Below are 15,056 nucleotides of genomic sequence, written 5' to 3'. Positions count from 1 at the left end.
GTTAAAAAGTATTATAGCAGCATAGCATTGCCCCCTCGTTTATGGTGGAGTGTGGGGATATACGAGAGTCATGGAATGAAGGAAAGCGTATGAAATCAGGCCGCTTTATCGGCGTCATGTCCGGCACCAGCCTTGATGGTGTGGATGTTGTGCTTGCAGCAATTAATGAAGATCTGGTCGCCCAGCAGGCCAGCCTGACGTATCCCATCCCCATTGCGATTAAAGAACAGATTCTGGCTATCTGTCAGGGGCAGCCGCTCACGCTTTCGCAGTTAGGGCGGCTGGATACGCGGCTGGGGCGGCTGTTTGCCGATGCGGTTCTGGCGCTAATGGCTCAGGAAAAGCTACAGGCAGCAGATATCATCGCCATCGGCTGCCATGGGCAAACGGTCTGGCATGAGCCAACGGGTGATGCGCCGCACACTATGCAGATAGGCGACAATAATCAGATTGCCGCGCGCACCGGCGTAACCGTGGTCGGAGACTTTCGCCGCCGCGATATGGCGCTCGGGGGGCAGGGGGCGCCGCTGGTTCCGGCTTTCCATCATGCGCTGCTGGCGCATCCGGTAGAGCGCCGCATGATTCTCAATATCGGCGGTATTGCCAATCTCTCTTTACTGGCGCCGGGGCAGCCGGTACGTGGATACGACACGGGGCCAGGCAACATGCTGATGGACGCGTGGGTCTGGCGCCAGTGCGGCAAACCCTATGATAAAGACGCGCAGTGGGCCAGCGAGGGGAAAATTGTGCTGCCGCTGCTGCAGGATATGCTCAGCGATCCCTGGTTTGCCCTGCCGGCGCCGAAGAGTACCGGGCGCGAATACTTTAACTACGGCTGGCTCACGCAGCATCTGGCGCGTTATCCGGGGCTTCGTGCCCAGGATGTCCAGGCGACCCTGGCCGAACTGACCGCCGTCAGCATCAGCGAACAGGTGCTGCTAAGCGGAGGCTGCGAGCGTCTACTGGTATGCGGCGGCGGTGCGCGTAACCCGCTACTGATGGCGCGTCTGGCGGCGCTGTTGCCGGGAACCGAAGTGTCGACGACCGATGAGGCGGGCATTAGCGGTGATGATATGGAAGCGCTGGCTTTCGCGTGGCTGGCGTGGCGTACCCTCGCCGGTTTACCCGGCAATCTCCCTTCCGTGACCGGCGCGTCGCAGGCAACCGTACTGGGCGCTATTTTCCCGGCCAATCCGCAGCAAAATCAGAGTTAACTGAAATCACCCGCGCCGGTTTCTTCGTAAACTGGCCAACGTTGAGGGAGGGCGTTATGCCTTCCCGGACCGGGAAAGTCGAAGGCATACTGATGAAAAAAATACTTATTCTTGCTGTACCTTTTATGCTCGCAGGCTGTAGCTACTACAACCAGTTTGTTGAGCGGATGAACACGGATACCCTCGAGTACCAGTGCGAGCAAAAACCGTTAACCGTCCATCTCAATAATACTCGCCAGCAGGTCAGCTTCATTTACGACAACCAGCAGTTAAATTTACAGCAGGGTCTCTCCGCCTCCGGCGCGCGCTATACCGATGGCGTATACGTCTTCTGGTCTAAAGGCGATAGCGCCACCGTTTATAAACGCGACCGTATTGTGCTGGAAAACTGTCAGCTGCAAACCGCCAAACGTTGAGATTTCAGTCATGGGGGCGCACAATAACGCCACCCATTGATGACTTTCTCAATTGCCATGTCTGATAACGACGAATTGCAGCAAATTGCGCATCTGCGCCGTGAATATACCCGTGGTGGCCTGCGTCGCCACGACCTTCCTGCCGAACCCCTGGCATTATTTGAACGCTGGCTGCGGCAGGCCTGTGATGCGAAGCTCGCTGACCCGACGGCGATGGTTGTCGCGACCGTTGATGAAAACTCGCAGCCTTACCAGCGCATCGTGTTGCTCAAGCACTACGATGAGAAAGGCCTGGTGTTTTATACCAACCTCGGCAGCCGCAAAGCCCACCAGATTGAAAAAAATCCCCGCATCAGCCTGCTGTTTCCATGGCATATGCTGGAGCGCCAGGTCATGGTTATCGGTAAAGCGGAACGCCTGTCGACGCTGGAAGTAGTCAAATATTTCCACAGCCGCCCGCGCGACAGTCAGATTGGCGCCTGGGTATCGCAGCAGTCCAGCCGTATTTCGGCTCGCGGCATCCTCGAAAGTAAGTTCCTCGAGCTGAAGCAAAAGTTCCAGCAGGGCGAAGTTCCGCTGCCGAGCTTCTGGGGCGGATTCCGCGTCAGTATTGAACAGATGGAGTTCTGGCAGGGCGGAGAGCATCGTCTGCACGATCGTTTTCTCTATCAGCGCCAAAACAGCGGCTGGCAGATCGACCGACTGGCGCCATAAAGGACGCAAAAATGTTGTCTTAAGCGCTGGTGCATCGTGGCCTGGCGCTTTATTCTATACGCTTCATTTTTCAAGCTGCATCTTTATCCGCTGCGCCTGCCCGCTCTGTCGCTTACCTGTGTAAGTTCCCTGAGCTTTCATATGCTTGCCGCCGCGATGCAGCTTGAACAATTTTGCGTATACCCGTCATACTTCAATTTGCATGTGCGTTGGCTGCGTTCACTCACCCGAATCACTTACTACAGTAAGCTCATCGGGATGAATCAGGGACATCTATGTCCCTGACCGAAGGTCATCTTCGGTTGTTCAAATTCGTTCCTGACGAATTTGTCGTTCACTTGCCGCCTTCCTGCAACTCGAATTATTTAGGGTATAGATGTTTTTTTTCGCGTCTGGCGAAAAGTCGTGTACCGGCAGAGGTGCAGTCGTTTATAGATGGAGAATTTGATGGCAAGCAGTAACTTGATTAAACAATTGCAGGAGCGGGGGCTGGTAGCCCAGGTGACGGACGAGGAAGCGTTAGCAGAGCGACTGGCGCAAGGCCCGATCGCGCTCTATTGCGGCTTCGACCCTACCGCCGACAGCTTGCACTTGGGGCATCTTGTTCCATTGTTATGCCTGAAACGCTTTCAGCAGGCGGGCCATAAGCCTGTTGCGCTGGTTGGCGGCGCGACGGGTCTCATTGGTGACCCGAGCTTTAAAGCCGCTGAGCGTAAACTGAACACTGAAGATACCGTGCAGGAGTGGGTAGATAAAATTCGCAAACAGGTCGCGCCTTTCCTCGACTTTGATTGTGGTGATAACTCTGCCATCGCCGCGAATAACTACGACTGGTTTGGCAGCATGAACGTGCTCACCTTCCTGCGTGATATCGGCAAGCACTTCTCCGTAAACCAGATGATCAACAAAGAAGCGGTGAAGCAGCGTCTGAATCGCGACGACCAGGGCATCTCTTTTACCGAGTTCTCCTACAACCTGCTGCAAGGCTACGACTTTGCTTGTCTGAACAAGCTGCACGGCGTGGCGCTGCAAATCGGCGGTTCTGACCAGTGGGGTAACATTACTTCCGGTATCGACCTGACCCGTCGTCTGCACCAGAATCAGGTCTTTGGCCTCACCGTTCCGCTGATCACCAAAGCCGACGGCACGAAATTCGGTAAAACCGAAGGCGGCGCAGTGTGGCTCGATCCGAAGAAAACCAGTCCGTATAAGTTCTACCAGTTCTGGATCAACACCGCGGATGCCGATGTTTATCGCTTCCTTAAGTTCTTCACCTTTATGGACATAGCTGAAATCAATGCCCTGGAGGAGGAAGACAAAAACAGCGGTAAAGCGCCGCGCGCCCAGTACGTGCTGGCCGAGCAGGTGACCCGTCTGGTGCACGGTGAAGAAGGTCTGGTGGCGGCAAAACGCATTACCGAGAGCCTGTTCAACGGCAACCTGAGCGATTTGAGCGAAGCCGATTTCAAACAGCTGGCGCAGGATGGCGTGCCGATGATCGAAATGGATAAAGGCGCCGATCTGATGCAGGCGCTGGTGGATTCTGAACTGCAGCCGTCCCGCGGTCAGGCGCGTAAAACCATCGCATCGAATGCGGTGACCATCAACGGCGAAAAACAGTCCGACCCGGAATACGTATTTGTCGATGCCGACCGTCTCTTTGGTCGCTACACCTTACTGCGCCGCGGTAAGAAAAATTACTGTCTGGTCTGCTGGAAGTAATTGCGTAAAGGCAGGGGCGTGGGAAACCGCGCCCCTTATTTTTTGCTCTCAGGTAATTAAGATGAAGAACATCCTCGCCATCCAGTCCCACGTTGTGTTTGGCCATGCGGGCAACAGCGCCGCTGAATTTCCTATGCGCCGCCTTGGCGCCAACGTCTGGCCGCTTAATACCGTACAATTCTCTAATCATACCCAATACGGTAAATGGACCGGCTGCGTGATGCCGCCAGCGCATTTGACGGAGATTGTTCAGGGGATTGCCGATATTAACCAACTGCAGCGCTGTGACGCCGTGCTAAGCGGCTATCTGGGATCGGCTGAACAGGGCGAACATATTCTTGGCATCGTGCGTCAGGTTAAAGCCGCCAATCCGGCAGCGAAATATTTCTGCGACCCGGTAATGGGTCATCCGGAAAAGGGCTGCATCGTGGCGCCGGGCGTAGCGGAGTTTCACGTGCGCTACGCGCTGCCGGCAAGCGATATTATTGCGCCAAATCTGATTGAGCTGGAGATCCTCTGCGGGCATCCGGTGGCAAACGTTAACGAGGCGGTTTTGGCCGCGCGCGAGCTGATTGCTCAGGGGCCGGAGGTGGTGCTGGTGAAGCATCTCTCGCGTGCCGGACTGAGTATGGATCGTTTTGAGATGCTGCTGGTTACCGCGCAGGAAGCCTGGCATATCAGCCGTCCGCTGGTGGATTTTGGCATGCGCCAGCCGGTAGGCGTCGGTGACGTTACCAGCGGGCTGCTGCTGGTCAAACTGCTGCAGGGCGCCACTCTGCGCGATGCGCTGGAGCACGTGACCGCCGCGGTTTATGAAATCATGCTGGCGACTAAAAACATGCAGGAATATGAGCTTCAGGTTGTGGCGGCTCAGGATCGCATTGCGCAGCCGGAGCACTACTTTAGCGCCACCCAGCTTTAAGGCGGGTATGAACTTGCCCGACATGTCGGGCAAGCATCGGTTTTACTTCAGCCCTTCAGCCTCAAGAGCAGCGGCTACGGCCGGGCGCGCGGCAACGTGTTTCATCCAGGCCGCGATATTGCTATAACCTTCCATATTCAGCTTCACGGCGTAGGCCCAGCGCAGTACGGTGAACAGGTAGCCATCCGCAATGGTGAAACGATGCCCGTTAATCCACTCTTTATCCTGCAGACATTCGTTCACGTACTGCATTTTCTTATCCAGCTGCGCGCGGGCGATAGGTTTGAAATCTTCCGGCGTATCCGGGCGAAACAGCGGTGTAAAGCCTTTATGCAGTTCCGTCGCCACGTAGTTTAGCCACTCCAGGGTCTGGTAGCGGGCGATGCTTCCTACCGGCGCCAGCAGCTGGCGGTCCGGTACGCGATCGGCGATATACTGCATAATGGCCACGCCTTCCGTCAGCAGCACGTCATCGTCCAGCAGCAGCGCCGGTACCTGACCCTTGGGGTTAACCAGCAAATAATCCTCCCCGTTTTCAAGGCGTTTTTTCATCACGTCAACGCCCTGCAGGGTAAAGTCCAGCCCGCTTTCGCGTAGCGCGATATGCGAGGCTAGAGAACAAGCGCCGGATTTATAGAACAGTTTCATCGGTGACTCCTCGTGGCTGCGGTTTTCTGTATGTTAGTCCGCCCAGGGGCAAAAAAAAACCGCTAACAGAGCGTTAGCGGTTTAATTTATCGGTTTTCCCAGGGAGCTTAAGCCGTGGCGGTATCGCTGGCTTTTGCCGTTTTATCATCGTCCTGGGTCATGCGGTTCAGCTTCGGCGCCGTCAGCAGCATCAGGATAGCGATAACGCCAGTTGCGACACCGATATGCAGGAACACGCGGCCGTAAACTTCCAGCGACATCAGCGGGTCAGTGACGTTGTCCGGTACTGCCATCATGTTCGCAACGTAGCCGCCGATCAGGTTAGCGCCAGCGGTTGTCAGGAACCAGCTGCCCATGATGAAGCCCATCAGGCGCTGCGGAACCAGCTGCGCAACCATCGCCAGGCCCAGGCCGGAGATCATCAGTTCACCGATACTTTGCAGACCGTAGCTAATCACCAGCCAGCTGACGTTGACGATACCCGCATCGCTGGCGAACTTCGCGCCCAGCGGCAGCACGAGGAAGGCGCCGGAGCACAGGACCATACCAATAGCGAACTTCATCGGCATTGGCAGGGTGTCGCCCATCTTGTTGTAAATGGCGGCAAGAATCGGGCTACCGATAATGATCCAGAACGGGTTCAGCGCCTGATACTGTTCAGGTTCAAAAGCGATACCCAGCAGAGAGTGTTCAACGTTGCGAATAGCAAAGAAGTTGAGGGAAGTCGGCATCTGGCTATACAGCACAAAGAAGATGATCGCCTGCAGCATCAGAATAAACGCAACGATCATTTTGCGACGCGGCGCGCCGTGCATCGCAAAGGCCTCTTTAGCAAAGATAACGATGATGCCCAGAGCAACCACGCCCAGCGCCATACGTGCAATGCCCTGGTTGTGCAGCAGCCAGGTTGCAATCGCGACCAGAACGACCACGCCAACGATAGTGGCCAGCAGTTTGCCCACGTGCACCGGTGCGAAGTCAGGTTTGGAACCGTACTGCTTAACCCAGCGCTGGCAGAAAGCGAAGTTGACGATGGTGATCACCAGGCCTACAAAGCTCAGAGCGAAAGCGACGCTCCAGCCGAATTTTGCCGCCAGCCACGGTGTCGCCAGCATAGAGAAGAAGGAGCCGATATTGACGGACATATAGTACATGGTAAATGCACCATCCAGACGCGGATCGTTCTTTTCATAGCAGGTCGAGAGCAGGGAAGAGGGGTTAGCCTTAAACAGGCCATTACCCACGGCAATCGTTGCCATCCCCATATACACGATGCCCGCATCGTGTCCGGACCACGCGACCAGGCCGTAGCCGATAGCCAGAACGATGGCGCCGAGCATAATGACGCGCTTGGTGCCGAGCACCTTGTCGCCCAGCCAGCCGCCAATCGCCACCAGACCGTATACCAGGGCGCTAAAGGAGGAGAACAGAGTGATAGAATCCGCTTCTGACATACCCAGCTGTTTAACCAGGTAAACGGCCATAATCCCTTGCAGGCCGTAGAAACCAAAACGTTCCCATAGCTCAATAGAGAAGATGAGATAGAACGATCGTGGTTGTTTGAAAGCGTTTAAACTCACGCTCTCCGTTGGTTTATTGTTTGCAGTAGACACAAATACCTCTTTTTTTACATCCCATATTAACGGGGGGTGCTCGGGGCGCAATCTTCGCAGACCGCCGCCTTTATAGTTATTCTGGAGGGAAAACGGCAGGTAATGTTCACTATCCTGTGCCATCAGGCAATAGCTTTGCAATAATCTGTTACACATATCCTGAGCGTTATAATACACCGGACATATAAATGTTATACAGAGTTAAATTTCAGCGTTTCGTTAATGGCAGCGTTTTTATCTGTCAGAATCGGAAAGTTTTTGCATTAAGGCCATATGTTCTGCTGTTTGTGCTTGCATCCAGTGATATAGCCCAAAATCCTAAAAAATGATGGGTTATTGTGTTGGTATTTAAGTTGGAGGTATTTAAATCAGCAGGTTTTCGTATTAATAAGTTAACAACAAAGCAACAAGAAATTGACTCAGTGATCTGGATCACAAATGTATAGAAATTTTGCCTCTGAAAAAAATGAATAAGCTGATCGATGGTTATATAGCGGAATAATAAGCCATAAGAAGGCTAAATCGATGGCGTGAACATCGGAAAAATGGGGTATGCACCAGAGCCATGACTTATGAAGGGTTATGGCTCTGGTAGGGTCAGGAGTAGACCTTCTCTTTAAACTCGCAAAGATCTTCAATCAGGCAGGAACCGCAGCGCGGTTTACGGGCGATACAGGTATAACGGCCGTGCAGAATCAACCAGTGATGGCAGTCCACTTTGAATTCCGCCGGAACCACCTTTAACAGCTTCTCTTCCACCTGTTCAACGTTTTTACCAGGCGCAAATTGTGTCCGGTTGCAAACGCGGAAAATGTGCGTATCGACGGCGATTGTCGGCCAGCCGAAGGCGGTGTTCAACACGACGTTAGCGGTTTTGCGCCCGACGCCGGGAAGCGCCTCAAGCGCGGCTCTGTCTTCCGGTACTTCGCCGTTATGCTGCTCAAGCAGGATCCGGCAGGTCTTAATGACGTTTTCTGCTTTACTGTTGAACAGGCCGATGGTCTTAATGTACGACTTGACGCCCTCTACGCCCAGCGCCAGCATCGCCACCGGCGTGTTGGCGACCGGGTAGAGTTTCGCCGTAGCTTTATTGACGCTAACGTCGGTAGCCTGCGCCGAGAGCAGCACGGCGATCAATAATTCAAACGGCGAGTTAAAATTCAGCTCCGTAGTGGGGTGCGGGTCGTTATCCCTGAGCCTGGTGAGGATCTCCAGGCGTTTACTCTTGTTCATCCTATGCTTTTCCCGTCACATCAGAGGGCGCAACGATCCCCCCGGCCTGCGCCGCTTTGGCTTTGCGCTGTTTGCTACGTTCATCAATGAGGTATTTTACCGCCAACATCATGCCGAGGCCAATAAATGCGCCCGGCGGCAGCATTGCCAGCAGGAACGGCGTATCGGTATGAAATACTTCTATACGCAGAACCTTTGCCCAACTGCCGAGCAGGCTATCGGCACCATCAAACAGGGTACCGTTGCCGAGAATTTCCCGCATCGAGCCGAGGACAAACATCGCGCAGGTCGCCCCCATGCCGATGGAAAAACCATCCAGCGCCGATAGCGCCGGGCCTTTTTTCGCGGCAAAGGCCTCAGCGCGCCCGACCACAATGCAGTTGGTGACGATAAGCGGGATAAAAATCCCCAGAGACTGATAAAGGCCGAACGCATAAGCGTTGATCAGCATCTGGACGACGCTCACCACCGAAGCGATGATCATAACGTAAATCGGAATACGGATTTCCGCCGGCGTCCAGCGACGCAGGCTGGAAATGGTCAGGTTAGTCAGGGTAAGAACCAGCGTCGTCGCCAGCCCAAGCCCAAGAGCGTTGGTGGCGGTAGAGGTCACGGCGAGCAGAGGACACATCCCCAGCAGCTGAACCAGCGCGGAGTTGTTTTTCCACAGCCCCTGAACAATAACGTCTTTTACTTCGCTCATGGTCTAGTCTCCACAGGGAGTGAAAGCAGAAATCTGCGCGGGCAGAGTTTGCGCATACAGGCCCGCGCGCTTGACGGCATTGACCACCGCGCGCGGAGTAATGGTAGCCCCGGTAAACTGATCGAAATCGCCGCCGTCTTTTTTCACGGCCCAATGGCTATCGTTTTGCCCATGAATCACTTTATCGGCAAAGAGGGTGATCCAGTCAGAAATTCTAAGCTCGATCTTATCGCCCAGGCCCGGCGTCTCATGATGCTCGGTGACGCGGGTACCCAGCACGGTACCTTTAAAGTCGGCGGCAACCAGTAGCTGAATGGCTCCTGAATAGCCGTCCGGCGCGGTAGCTTCCATCACCGCTGCAACCGCTTTATCGCCATTCTGAGCAATCCAGACCTTATGCTCGCCTTTTCCCAGCTCCGGCGCGGTTACCCGATAACAGCTTTTCAGCAAGTCGTTATTATATAAATTGGCCGGCATAACCTGGTCGAATAAGGCTTTTTGCTGCTGGGCGGCCTGGTCTTCAATAGTGCTTTTAGTCAGTTCGTTAATGGCGGCCGTCAGCCCGGTCGAACCCGCAGCAAAGAGGGCCAGCGTGATGCCGTGTTTACGCATGCTTTGTAACATGTTCGGGTCCTCAGCGGTGGCCGTACGCGCGCGGGCGCGTGTAGTAATCGATCAAGGGAACGGTAATATTAGCCAGCAGAACGGCAAAGGCGACGCCATCCGGGTAGCCGCCAAAGCTGCGAATTAGCCACACCAGTAACCCCGCCAGCGCGCCGAAGATCAGGCGACCGCGATTGGTGGTGGAAGCGGTCACCGGGTCCGTCAGGATAAAGAAGGCGCCCAGCATGGTGGCGCCGGAGAGCAGATGAATTTGCGGTGAGGCAAGGCTTTCTGGTGAGAATAGCCATCCCAGGGTGGCGCAAACGGCAAGGCTCAGCAGGAAGCTCAGCGGAATATGCCAGCGAATGGCTTTTTGCCATAGCAGGAACAGACCGCCCGCCAGATAAGCCACGTTAACCCACTGCCAGCCGAGACCGGCCAGTGCGCCGCCGTAGACAGGATACTGGAGGATCTCTTGCACCGCATGACCGGCATGGAGCGAGGTTTTGAAGGTATCCAGCGGCGTTGCCTGACTGATGCCGTCAATGCCGATTCGCAGGCTGTTCATGTCCCCGCCGGTAGCCGTATGACCAGTGAAAATCATCCTCAGCGCGTCGCTAAAACCGGGAACATTGGCGGCTATCTCATGGGGCGGGAGCCAGGAGGTCATCTGCACCGGGAAAGAGATCAGCAGCACCACGTAGCCAATCATTGCCGGGTTAAAAGGATTGTGACCCAGTCCACCGTACAGCTGTTTGGCGATAATCACCGCAAACGCAGTGCCCAGCACGACCATCCACCACGGCGCAAAAGGCGGAATACTGATCGCCAGCAGCAGGCCGGTCAGTAGCGCTGAGTTATCGGCAAGAATCGCCGGGATATTTTGTTTGCGCAGTTTAAGAATGGCCGCTTCGGCTCCCCACGCCGTGACGGCGGCGAGGATAATTTGCAGTACGGTACCCCAGCCGAAAAACCAGGTCTGAACCACAATACCGGGTACGGCGGCGAGCAGCACCAGCAGCATAATCCGCGAAGTCTGGCGCTGATTGTGGGTGTAGGGGGAACTTGCGATTCTGAAAACCATTTAATCCTCGTTAACTGCCTGCCGGGACGCTTTCCGGGCCTGAACGCGGGCGATTGCTTCAGCGACTGCCGCTTTGCGGCCGTCATCATTGGCTGCCGACGGGGGAACTGCTTGTTGCTGTTGTTCTGCTTTGCGCGCTTTGGCGCGGGCGATCGCGGCCTCGACGGCGGCCTTGCGTGGGTCAACGGTAGCAGGCTGTTCTGCGGCGGGGGCAGGTTCAGCCGGGGCTGCCTGCTGGCCCGCTTTGCGCGCTTTGGCGCGGGCGATCGCGGCCTCGACGGCGGCCTTGCGTGGGTCAACGGTAGCAGGCTGTTCTGCGGCGGGGGCAGGTTCAGCCGGGGCTGCCTGCTGGCCCGCTTTGCGCGCTTTGGCGCGGGCGATCGCGGCCTCGACGGCGGCCTTGCGCGGGTCAACGGTAGCAGGTTGCTCTGCGTCCGGGGCAGGTTCAGCCGGGACTACCAGCTGCTCAGCCCTGCGCGCCCGCGCCTCGGCCTTACGGGCTTCGCGAGCGGCGATGGCTTCGCTGTTATCCGGTTTCTCGCCGGAGAGCACGATAATCGGCTGCGCCGCGTTGCGCTGCTTTTCACGTACGCGGGCAAGGGCGGCGTTAATCGCATCCTGATCTTTCGCTGCTGGCTGTACTGCTGCCTGCTTATGACGTTCCAGCCTTGCGGCTTTATCCCGTTCCAGGCGAGCCTGACGCGCCTCAAAGCGGACTTTCGCTTCCGCTGCGCGTTTCTCTTCTTGCGCAATGGCGTATATCTCGGCTTTCTCCTGGCGGAAGTACTGCACCAGCGGGATATTGCTTGGACAAACCCAGGCGCAGGCGCCGCACTCGATACAATCGGCGAGGTTATGGCTGGTGGCTTTGTCGTGCTGCTGCCCTTTGCTGAACCAGTATAACTGCTGCGGCAGAAGATCGGCCGGGCAGGCGTCCGCGCAGGCGCTACAGCGGATACAGCCTTTTTCCTCTTCCGGTTCGCCCATTTCGCTCGCCGAAGGCGCCAGCAGACAGTTGGTGATTTTGACCACCGGCACGTCGAGCCAGGGCAGGGTGAAGCCCATCAGCGGGCCGCCCATAATCACCATCGGATCGGCGCCTGGGCAGAAACCGGCATCTTTTAGCAGATGGCTGACCGGCGTACCCAGGCGCGCCCAGACGTTGCCCGGACGCGTGACCGCTTCGCCGGTTAAGGTGACTACGCGCTCCGTCAGCGGCTCGCCGTCTATCACCGCACGTTTCACCGCATAGGCGGTGCCGACGTTTTGCATCAATACGCCGATATCAGAGGAGCGCCCACCGTGGGGCACCTGTTTACCGGTGAGGATTTGCGTCAGCTGTTTTGCACCGCCTGAGGGGTATTTCGTCGGGATTACGCGCAGCGAAATACCGTGCGTGTCGGCGAGTACCGCGCGGAGCATCGAAATCGCCTGCGGTTTATTATCCTCGATGCCGATGAGCACCTGTGCAGGTTGCAGAATATGGGCAAGGATGCGAATTCCCTCAACGATTTGCGCCGCGCAATCCTGCATCAGGCGATCGTCAGCGGTGATATAGGGCTCACACTCCGCCGCATTGATGATTAATGTTTCGATTCTGTCGCCGCCCCCGCGCAGCTTAGTGCCGGTGGGGAAACCGGCGCCGCCAAGCCCGGCTACACCAAACTGGTGAATGCGCTCAATCAGCTCTTCGCGGGATTTATTCTGGTAATTGTTCCAGCCATCGCGTTCAATCCAGCGGTCTTCGCCATCGGCATCAATAATGACGCTCATTTCCGCCAGCGCGGAAGGGTGGGCGGTCGAGTGGGGGGCAATCGCCGCCACGATGCCGGACGTTGGCGCGTGCACCGGCAGCATTCTGCCCCAGCCGCGGGTTAGCGGCTGGCCGCGCAGGACGCGATCGCCCGGCTGGACGCAGAGCTCACCTTCCGCGCCGATGTGTTGTTTCAGCGGGATGACAAAACGCTGCGGCAGGGAAACCTGACGCAGCGGGGTACCGTTAGACTGGGTTTTCATTTCCGGCGGATGAATGCCGCCGTTGAAGTCCCAGACTTTGTCTTTGCGAAATGCGGAAAATAACTTAAACATGTTGTTCCACGGGAATAATGCGTACCGGGATGGTTTGAAGATCCCATTTCCAGGTTTCTGTCGTCGCCGCCACCGGGCGCAGTTCAATACATTGCGTCGGACAAGGCGCGACGCAAAGATTACAGCCGGTGCAGAGGTCGCTCATCACCGTATGCATAGCACGGGTGGCGCCGACGATGGCATCCACAGGACAGGCCTGAATGCATTTTGTGCAGCCGATGCAGTTCGCTTCGTCGATCACCGCCAGCATTCGCGCAGGTACGGCTTCTTGCGCATCGCCGTCCGTAGGCTGCGGGTCGACGTTCAACAGCTCAGCGATTTTGAGCATCACCGCTTCGCCGCCGGGCGCGCAGCAGTTAATTTTCTCACCCTGAGTGCCTACGGCTTCCGCGTAGGGACGACAGCCGGGGTAACCGCACTGACCGCACTGGCTCTGCGGTAGCAGGGCGTCAATTTTTTCCACCACCGGGTCATCTTCCACCTCAAAACGGCGCGAAGCGTACCCCAGAATTAAGCCGAAAATCAGCCCCAGCAGGCTAATGGCAACCACGGCTATCCAGACAGCATTCATTACAACTTCACCAAACCACTAAAGCCCATAAAGGCGAGGGACATTAAACCGGCAGTGACCAGCGCAATGGCATTACCGCGAAACGGCGCCGGCACATCGGCAACCACCAGACGCTCGCGGATGGAGGCGAAAAGCACCATCACCAGCGAAAAGCCGACGGCGGCAGCAAAGCCGTACAGCGCAGACTGCAGGAAATTATGCCCGAGGTTAATGTTGAGCAGCGCAACGCCGAGCACCGCGCAGTTGGTGGTGATCAGCGGCAGGAAGATGCCCAACAGGCGATACAACGCCGGACTGGTTTTACGCACCACCATTTCAGTAAATTGCACCACTACGGCGATAACCAGGATAAAGGCCAGGGTCCGTAAATAGACCAGGTCCAACGGAATAAGGATCCAGGTATCAATCAGCCAGGCGCAAATTGAGGCCAGCGTCATCACAAAGGTGGTGGCGAGCCCCATTCCCATAGCGGCTTCCAGCTTTTTGGAAACCCCCATAAACGGGCACAGTCCCAGAAACTTCACCAGCACGAAGTTGTTAACAAGAACGGTGCCAACAAAGAGCAGTAAATAATCAGCCATTATTCGACCTGAAATAGAAAAAGCCGTCTATTATCGAATAAATCGATACCGGCGACAACAGGTTAACTGTGTGGTTATTACGGATTCACAAAGGTCCGCTTAACCCGTTCAGAACGCTTGAAATAGGGAGCCAGCAGCGCCGCAGCGAGAAGGGGAAACAGCAGCTGGCGCAGCGCCAGAGCGTCTGATATTGGGGAAAAGGCAAATGCTTTTACCGCCAGCAGAAGCGTAATCAGCAGCCAGATAATGTAATGCTTTGGCACCCCTTTCCGCCGCTTGAAAAAGGCAATGGTCAACCACAGCGTGTAGTACCACATGGCGATCGCGAAGGCCAGCGAAGCAATCCACAAGGCGAGATGTTCAGTACTCATATTGCGCAGCAGGGTATACGTCTGGGAAGACATCAGAGCATCAGCAAAAAACAGCAGCGACAATGAGGCGCTAAGCAGGGCCACCAGGAGCCATGCCAGCGGCGCCAGAAGCCATCCGCCAATACGTTCCACAGAGTCAGAGGACATTATTACTCCCGAATTTAACGCCAGTTATCAATAAAAGCAGGGCCGGAAGTATAAGCAACTGGCGTGAATGATGACAGTCTTTATTGCACGTAGCGCCAGACGGACTTGGGCACCTCGCCAATGTTGAACAATTTGCCGCCAGAAACCAGCTCCGCCCGACGATGGTCTGCGGCGCGATACATGTTGACGATCTCTTCGTTATCGGTCAGGGAATAGTTAAGGTGATCAAAAAGTTTTTCCAGACTTTCCAGCGTGCTGATTTTACGAAATTTTAATAAGTAGTCCTGAACGGTCATTTGCGTATCCATTTTATAATCAGAATAATTTAAGTTGAATATACCCATTCTGTGTAAACCTGTTCTCAACCGGCCGTTCCTTTTTTTCGGTAAACTGTATGGAATTATTTCGGTTGTAAATACCCGGAAC

The 15,056-nt window shown here is 55.7% G+C and carries 16 protein-coding genes; 5 read left to right on the top strand and 11 right to left on the bottom strand.

Going from position 1 to position 15,056, the window contains the following annotated elements:
* The first annotated feature begins 89 nt into the window (after positions 1-89).
* The 5 genes from anmK to pdxY all read left to right on the top strand — a co-directional run bounded on the left by anmK (position 90) and on the right by pdxY (position 4,988).
* On the top strand, positions 90-1,214 hold the full coding sequence (gene anmK, locus IAE27_RS20545; protein ID WP_004102661.1) for an anhydro-N-acetylmuramic acid kinase: 1,125 nt from the start codon (positions 90-92) through the stop codon (positions 1,212-1,214).
* 92 nt (positions 1,215-1,306) lie between these two features.
* Complete coding sequence (gene mliC / locus IAE27_RS20540; protein WP_024274269.1) at positions 1,307-1,630, top strand: C-type lysozyme inhibitor; 324 nt, start codon at positions 1,307-1,309, stop codon at positions 1,628-1,630.
* Positions 1,631-1,687: 57 nt separating this feature from the next.
* Positions 1,688-2,344 (top strand): pyridoxamine 5'-phosphate oxidase, encoded by a 657-nt coding sequence (pdxH, locus tag IAE27_RS20535; RefSeq protein WP_024274268.1) that lies wholly within the window; start codon positions 1,688-1,690, stop codon positions 2,342-2,344.
* A gap of 447 nt (positions 2,345-2,791) precedes the next feature.
* On the top strand, positions 2,792-4,066 hold the full coding sequence (tyrS, locus tag IAE27_RS20530; protein WP_154022427.1) for a tyrosine--tRNA ligase: 1,275 nt from the start codon (positions 2,792-2,794) through the stop codon (positions 4,064-4,066).
* 61 nt (positions 4,067-4,127) lie between these two features.
* A complete protein-coding gene (gene pdxY / locus IAE27_RS20525) occupies positions 4,128-4,988 on the top strand; it encodes a pyridoxal kinase PdxY (RefSeq protein WP_004102651.1) in 861 nt (286 codons plus the stop codon).
* Positions 4,989-5,030: 42 nt separating this feature from the next.
* Here the strand turns inward: pdxY and gstA are convergent, their stop codons facing one another.
* From gstA to ydgT, 11 genes are all read right to left on the bottom strand, one after another.
* Positions 5,031-5,636: a glutathione transferase GstA gene (gene gstA / locus IAE27_RS20520; RefSeq protein ID WP_023321116.1), complete on the bottom strand. Its 606-nt coding sequence runs from the start codon at positions 5,634-5,636 to the stop codon at positions 5,031-5,033.
* Positions 5,637-5,743: 107 nt separating this feature from the next.
* Positions 5,744-7,249 (bottom strand): dipeptide/tripeptide permease DtpA, encoded by a 1,506-nt coding sequence (gene dtpA / locus IAE27_RS20515; RefSeq protein WP_024274267.1) that lies wholly within the window; start codon positions 7,247-7,249, stop codon positions 5,744-5,746.
* Between the two features lie 597 nt (positions 7,250-7,846).
* Positions 7,847-8,482: an endonuclease III gene (gene nth / locus IAE27_RS20510; protein WP_200092826.1), complete on the bottom strand. Its 636-nt coding sequence runs from the start codon at positions 8,480-8,482 to the stop codon at positions 7,847-7,849.
* A 1-nt stretch (position 8,483) separates the two neighbouring features.
* Positions 8,484-9,185 (bottom strand): electron transport complex subunit E, encoded by a 702-nt coding sequence (locus tag IAE27_RS20505; RefSeq protein ID WP_154022428.1) that lies wholly within the window; start codon positions 9,183-9,185, stop codon positions 8,484-8,486.
* Positions 9,186-9,188: 3 nt separating this feature from the next.
* Entirely contained in the window at positions 9,189-9,809 is a 621-nt protein-coding gene (gene rsxG, locus IAE27_RS20500) for an electron transport complex subunit RsxG (protein ID WP_004102641.1), read from the bottom strand.
* 10 nt (positions 9,810-9,819) lie between these two features.
* Positions 9,820-10,872, bottom strand: a complete 1,053-nt coding sequence (rsxD, locus tag IAE27_RS20495) for an electron transport complex subunit RsxD (protein WP_017145749.1) — start codon at positions 10,870-10,872, stop codon at positions 9,820-9,822.
* The gene (gene rsxC, locus IAE27_RS20490; protein ID WP_108704983.1) at positions 10,873-12,960 is read right to left on the bottom strand and encodes an electron transport complex subunit RsxC; all 2,088 of its coding nucleotides are present in this window, start codon (positions 12,958-12,960) and stop codon (positions 10,873-10,875) included.
* A complete protein-coding gene (gene rsxB / locus IAE27_RS20485; protein ID WP_004102635.1) occupies positions 12,953-13,531 on the bottom strand; it encodes an electron transport complex subunit RsxB in 579 nt (192 codons plus the stop codon). The genes rsxC and rsxB overlap by 8 nt, the downstream gene beginning before the upstream one ends.
* A complete protein-coding gene (gene rsxA / locus IAE27_RS20480) occupies positions 13,531-14,112 on the bottom strand; it encodes an electron transport complex subunit RsxA (RefSeq protein ID WP_004102633.1) in 582 nt (193 codons plus the stop codon). The genes rsxB and rsxA overlap by 1 nt, the downstream gene beginning before the upstream one ends.
* A 77-nt stretch (positions 14,113-14,189) precedes the next feature.
* The gene (locus IAE27_RS20475) at positions 14,190-14,630 is read right to left on the bottom strand and encodes a DUF2569 domain-containing protein (protein WP_004102630.1); all 441 of its coding nucleotides are present in this window, start codon (positions 14,628-14,630) and stop codon (positions 14,190-14,192) included.
* A gap of 80 nt (positions 14,631-14,710) precedes the next feature.
* Positions 14,711-14,926, bottom strand: a complete 216-nt coding sequence (gene ydgT / locus IAE27_RS20470) for a transcription modulator YdgT (RefSeq protein WP_004102628.1) — start codon at positions 14,924-14,926, stop codon at positions 14,711-14,713.
* Positions 14,927-15,056: the final 130 nt, after the last annotated feature.

Source organism: Klebsiella sp. S69 (assembly GCF_016516145.1).
Lineage (GTDB): Bacteria > Pseudomonadota > Gammaproteobacteria > Enterobacterales > Enterobacteriaceae > Klebsiella > Klebsiella oxytoca.
The sequence above is the reverse complement of the archived record's forward strand: the minus strand, read 5'-3'. Positions and strand labels throughout refer to the sequence as shown.

What these genes read in the sequence shown, in the direction of transcription:
- anmK (WP_004102661.1), top strand. Translation starts at nt 90, where the DNA reads ATGAAATCAGGCCGCTTTATCGGCGTCATGTCCGGCACCAGCCTTGAT.
- mliC (WP_024274269.1), top strand. Translation starts at nt 1,307, where the DNA reads ATGAAAAAAATACTTATTCTTGCTGTACCTTTTATGCTCGCAGGCTGT.
- pdxH (WP_024274268.1), top strand. Translation starts at nt 1,688, where the DNA reads ATGTCTGATAACGACGAATTGCAGCAAATTGCGCATCTGCGCCGTGAA.
- tyrS (WP_154022427.1), top strand. Translation starts at nt 2,792, where the DNA reads ATGGCAAGCAGTAACTTGATTAAACAATTGCAGGAGCGGGGGCTGGTA.
- pdxY (WP_004102651.1), top strand. Translation starts at nt 4,128, where the DNA reads ATGAAGAACATCCTCGCCATCCAGTCCCACGTTGTGTTTGGCCATGCG.
- gstA (WP_023321116.1), bottom strand. Translation starts at nt 5,636, where the DNA reads ATGAAACTGTTCTATAAATCCGGCGCTTGTTCTCTAGCCTCGCATATC.
- nth (WP_200092826.1), bottom strand. Translation starts at nt 8,482, where the DNA reads ATGAACAAGAGTAAACGCCTGGAGATCCTCACCAGGCTCAGGGATAAC.
- IAE27_RS20505 (WP_154022428.1), bottom strand. Translation starts at nt 9,185, where the DNA reads ATGAGCGAAGTAAAAGACGTTATTGTTCAGGGGCTGTGGAAAAACAAC.
- rsxG (WP_004102641.1), bottom strand. Translation starts at nt 9,809, where the DNA reads ATGTTACAAAGCATGCGTAAACACGGCATCACGCTGGCCCTCTTTGCT.
- rsxD (WP_017145749.1), bottom strand. Translation starts at nt 10,872, where the DNA reads ATGGTTTTCAGAATCGCAAGTTCCCCCTACACCCACAATCAGCGCCAG.
- rsxC (WP_108704983.1), bottom strand. Translation starts at nt 12,960, where the DNA reads ATGTTTAAGTTATTTTCCGCATTTCGCAAAGACAAAGTCTGGGACTTC.
- rsxB (WP_004102635.1), bottom strand. Translation starts at nt 13,531, where the DNA reads ATGAATGCTGTCTGGATAGCCGTGGTTGCCATTAGCCTGCTGGGGCTG.
- rsxA (WP_004102633.1), bottom strand. Translation starts at nt 14,112, where the DNA reads ATGGCTGATTATTTACTGCTCTTTGTTGGCACCGTTCTTGTTAACAAC.
- IAE27_RS20475 (WP_004102630.1), bottom strand. Translation starts at nt 14,630, where the DNA reads ATGTCCTCTGACTCTGTGGAACGTATTGGCGGATGGCTTCTGGCGCCG.
- ydgT (WP_004102628.1), bottom strand. Translation starts at nt 14,926, where the DNA reads ATGACCGTTCAGGACTACTTATTAAAATTTCGTAAAATCAGCACGCTG.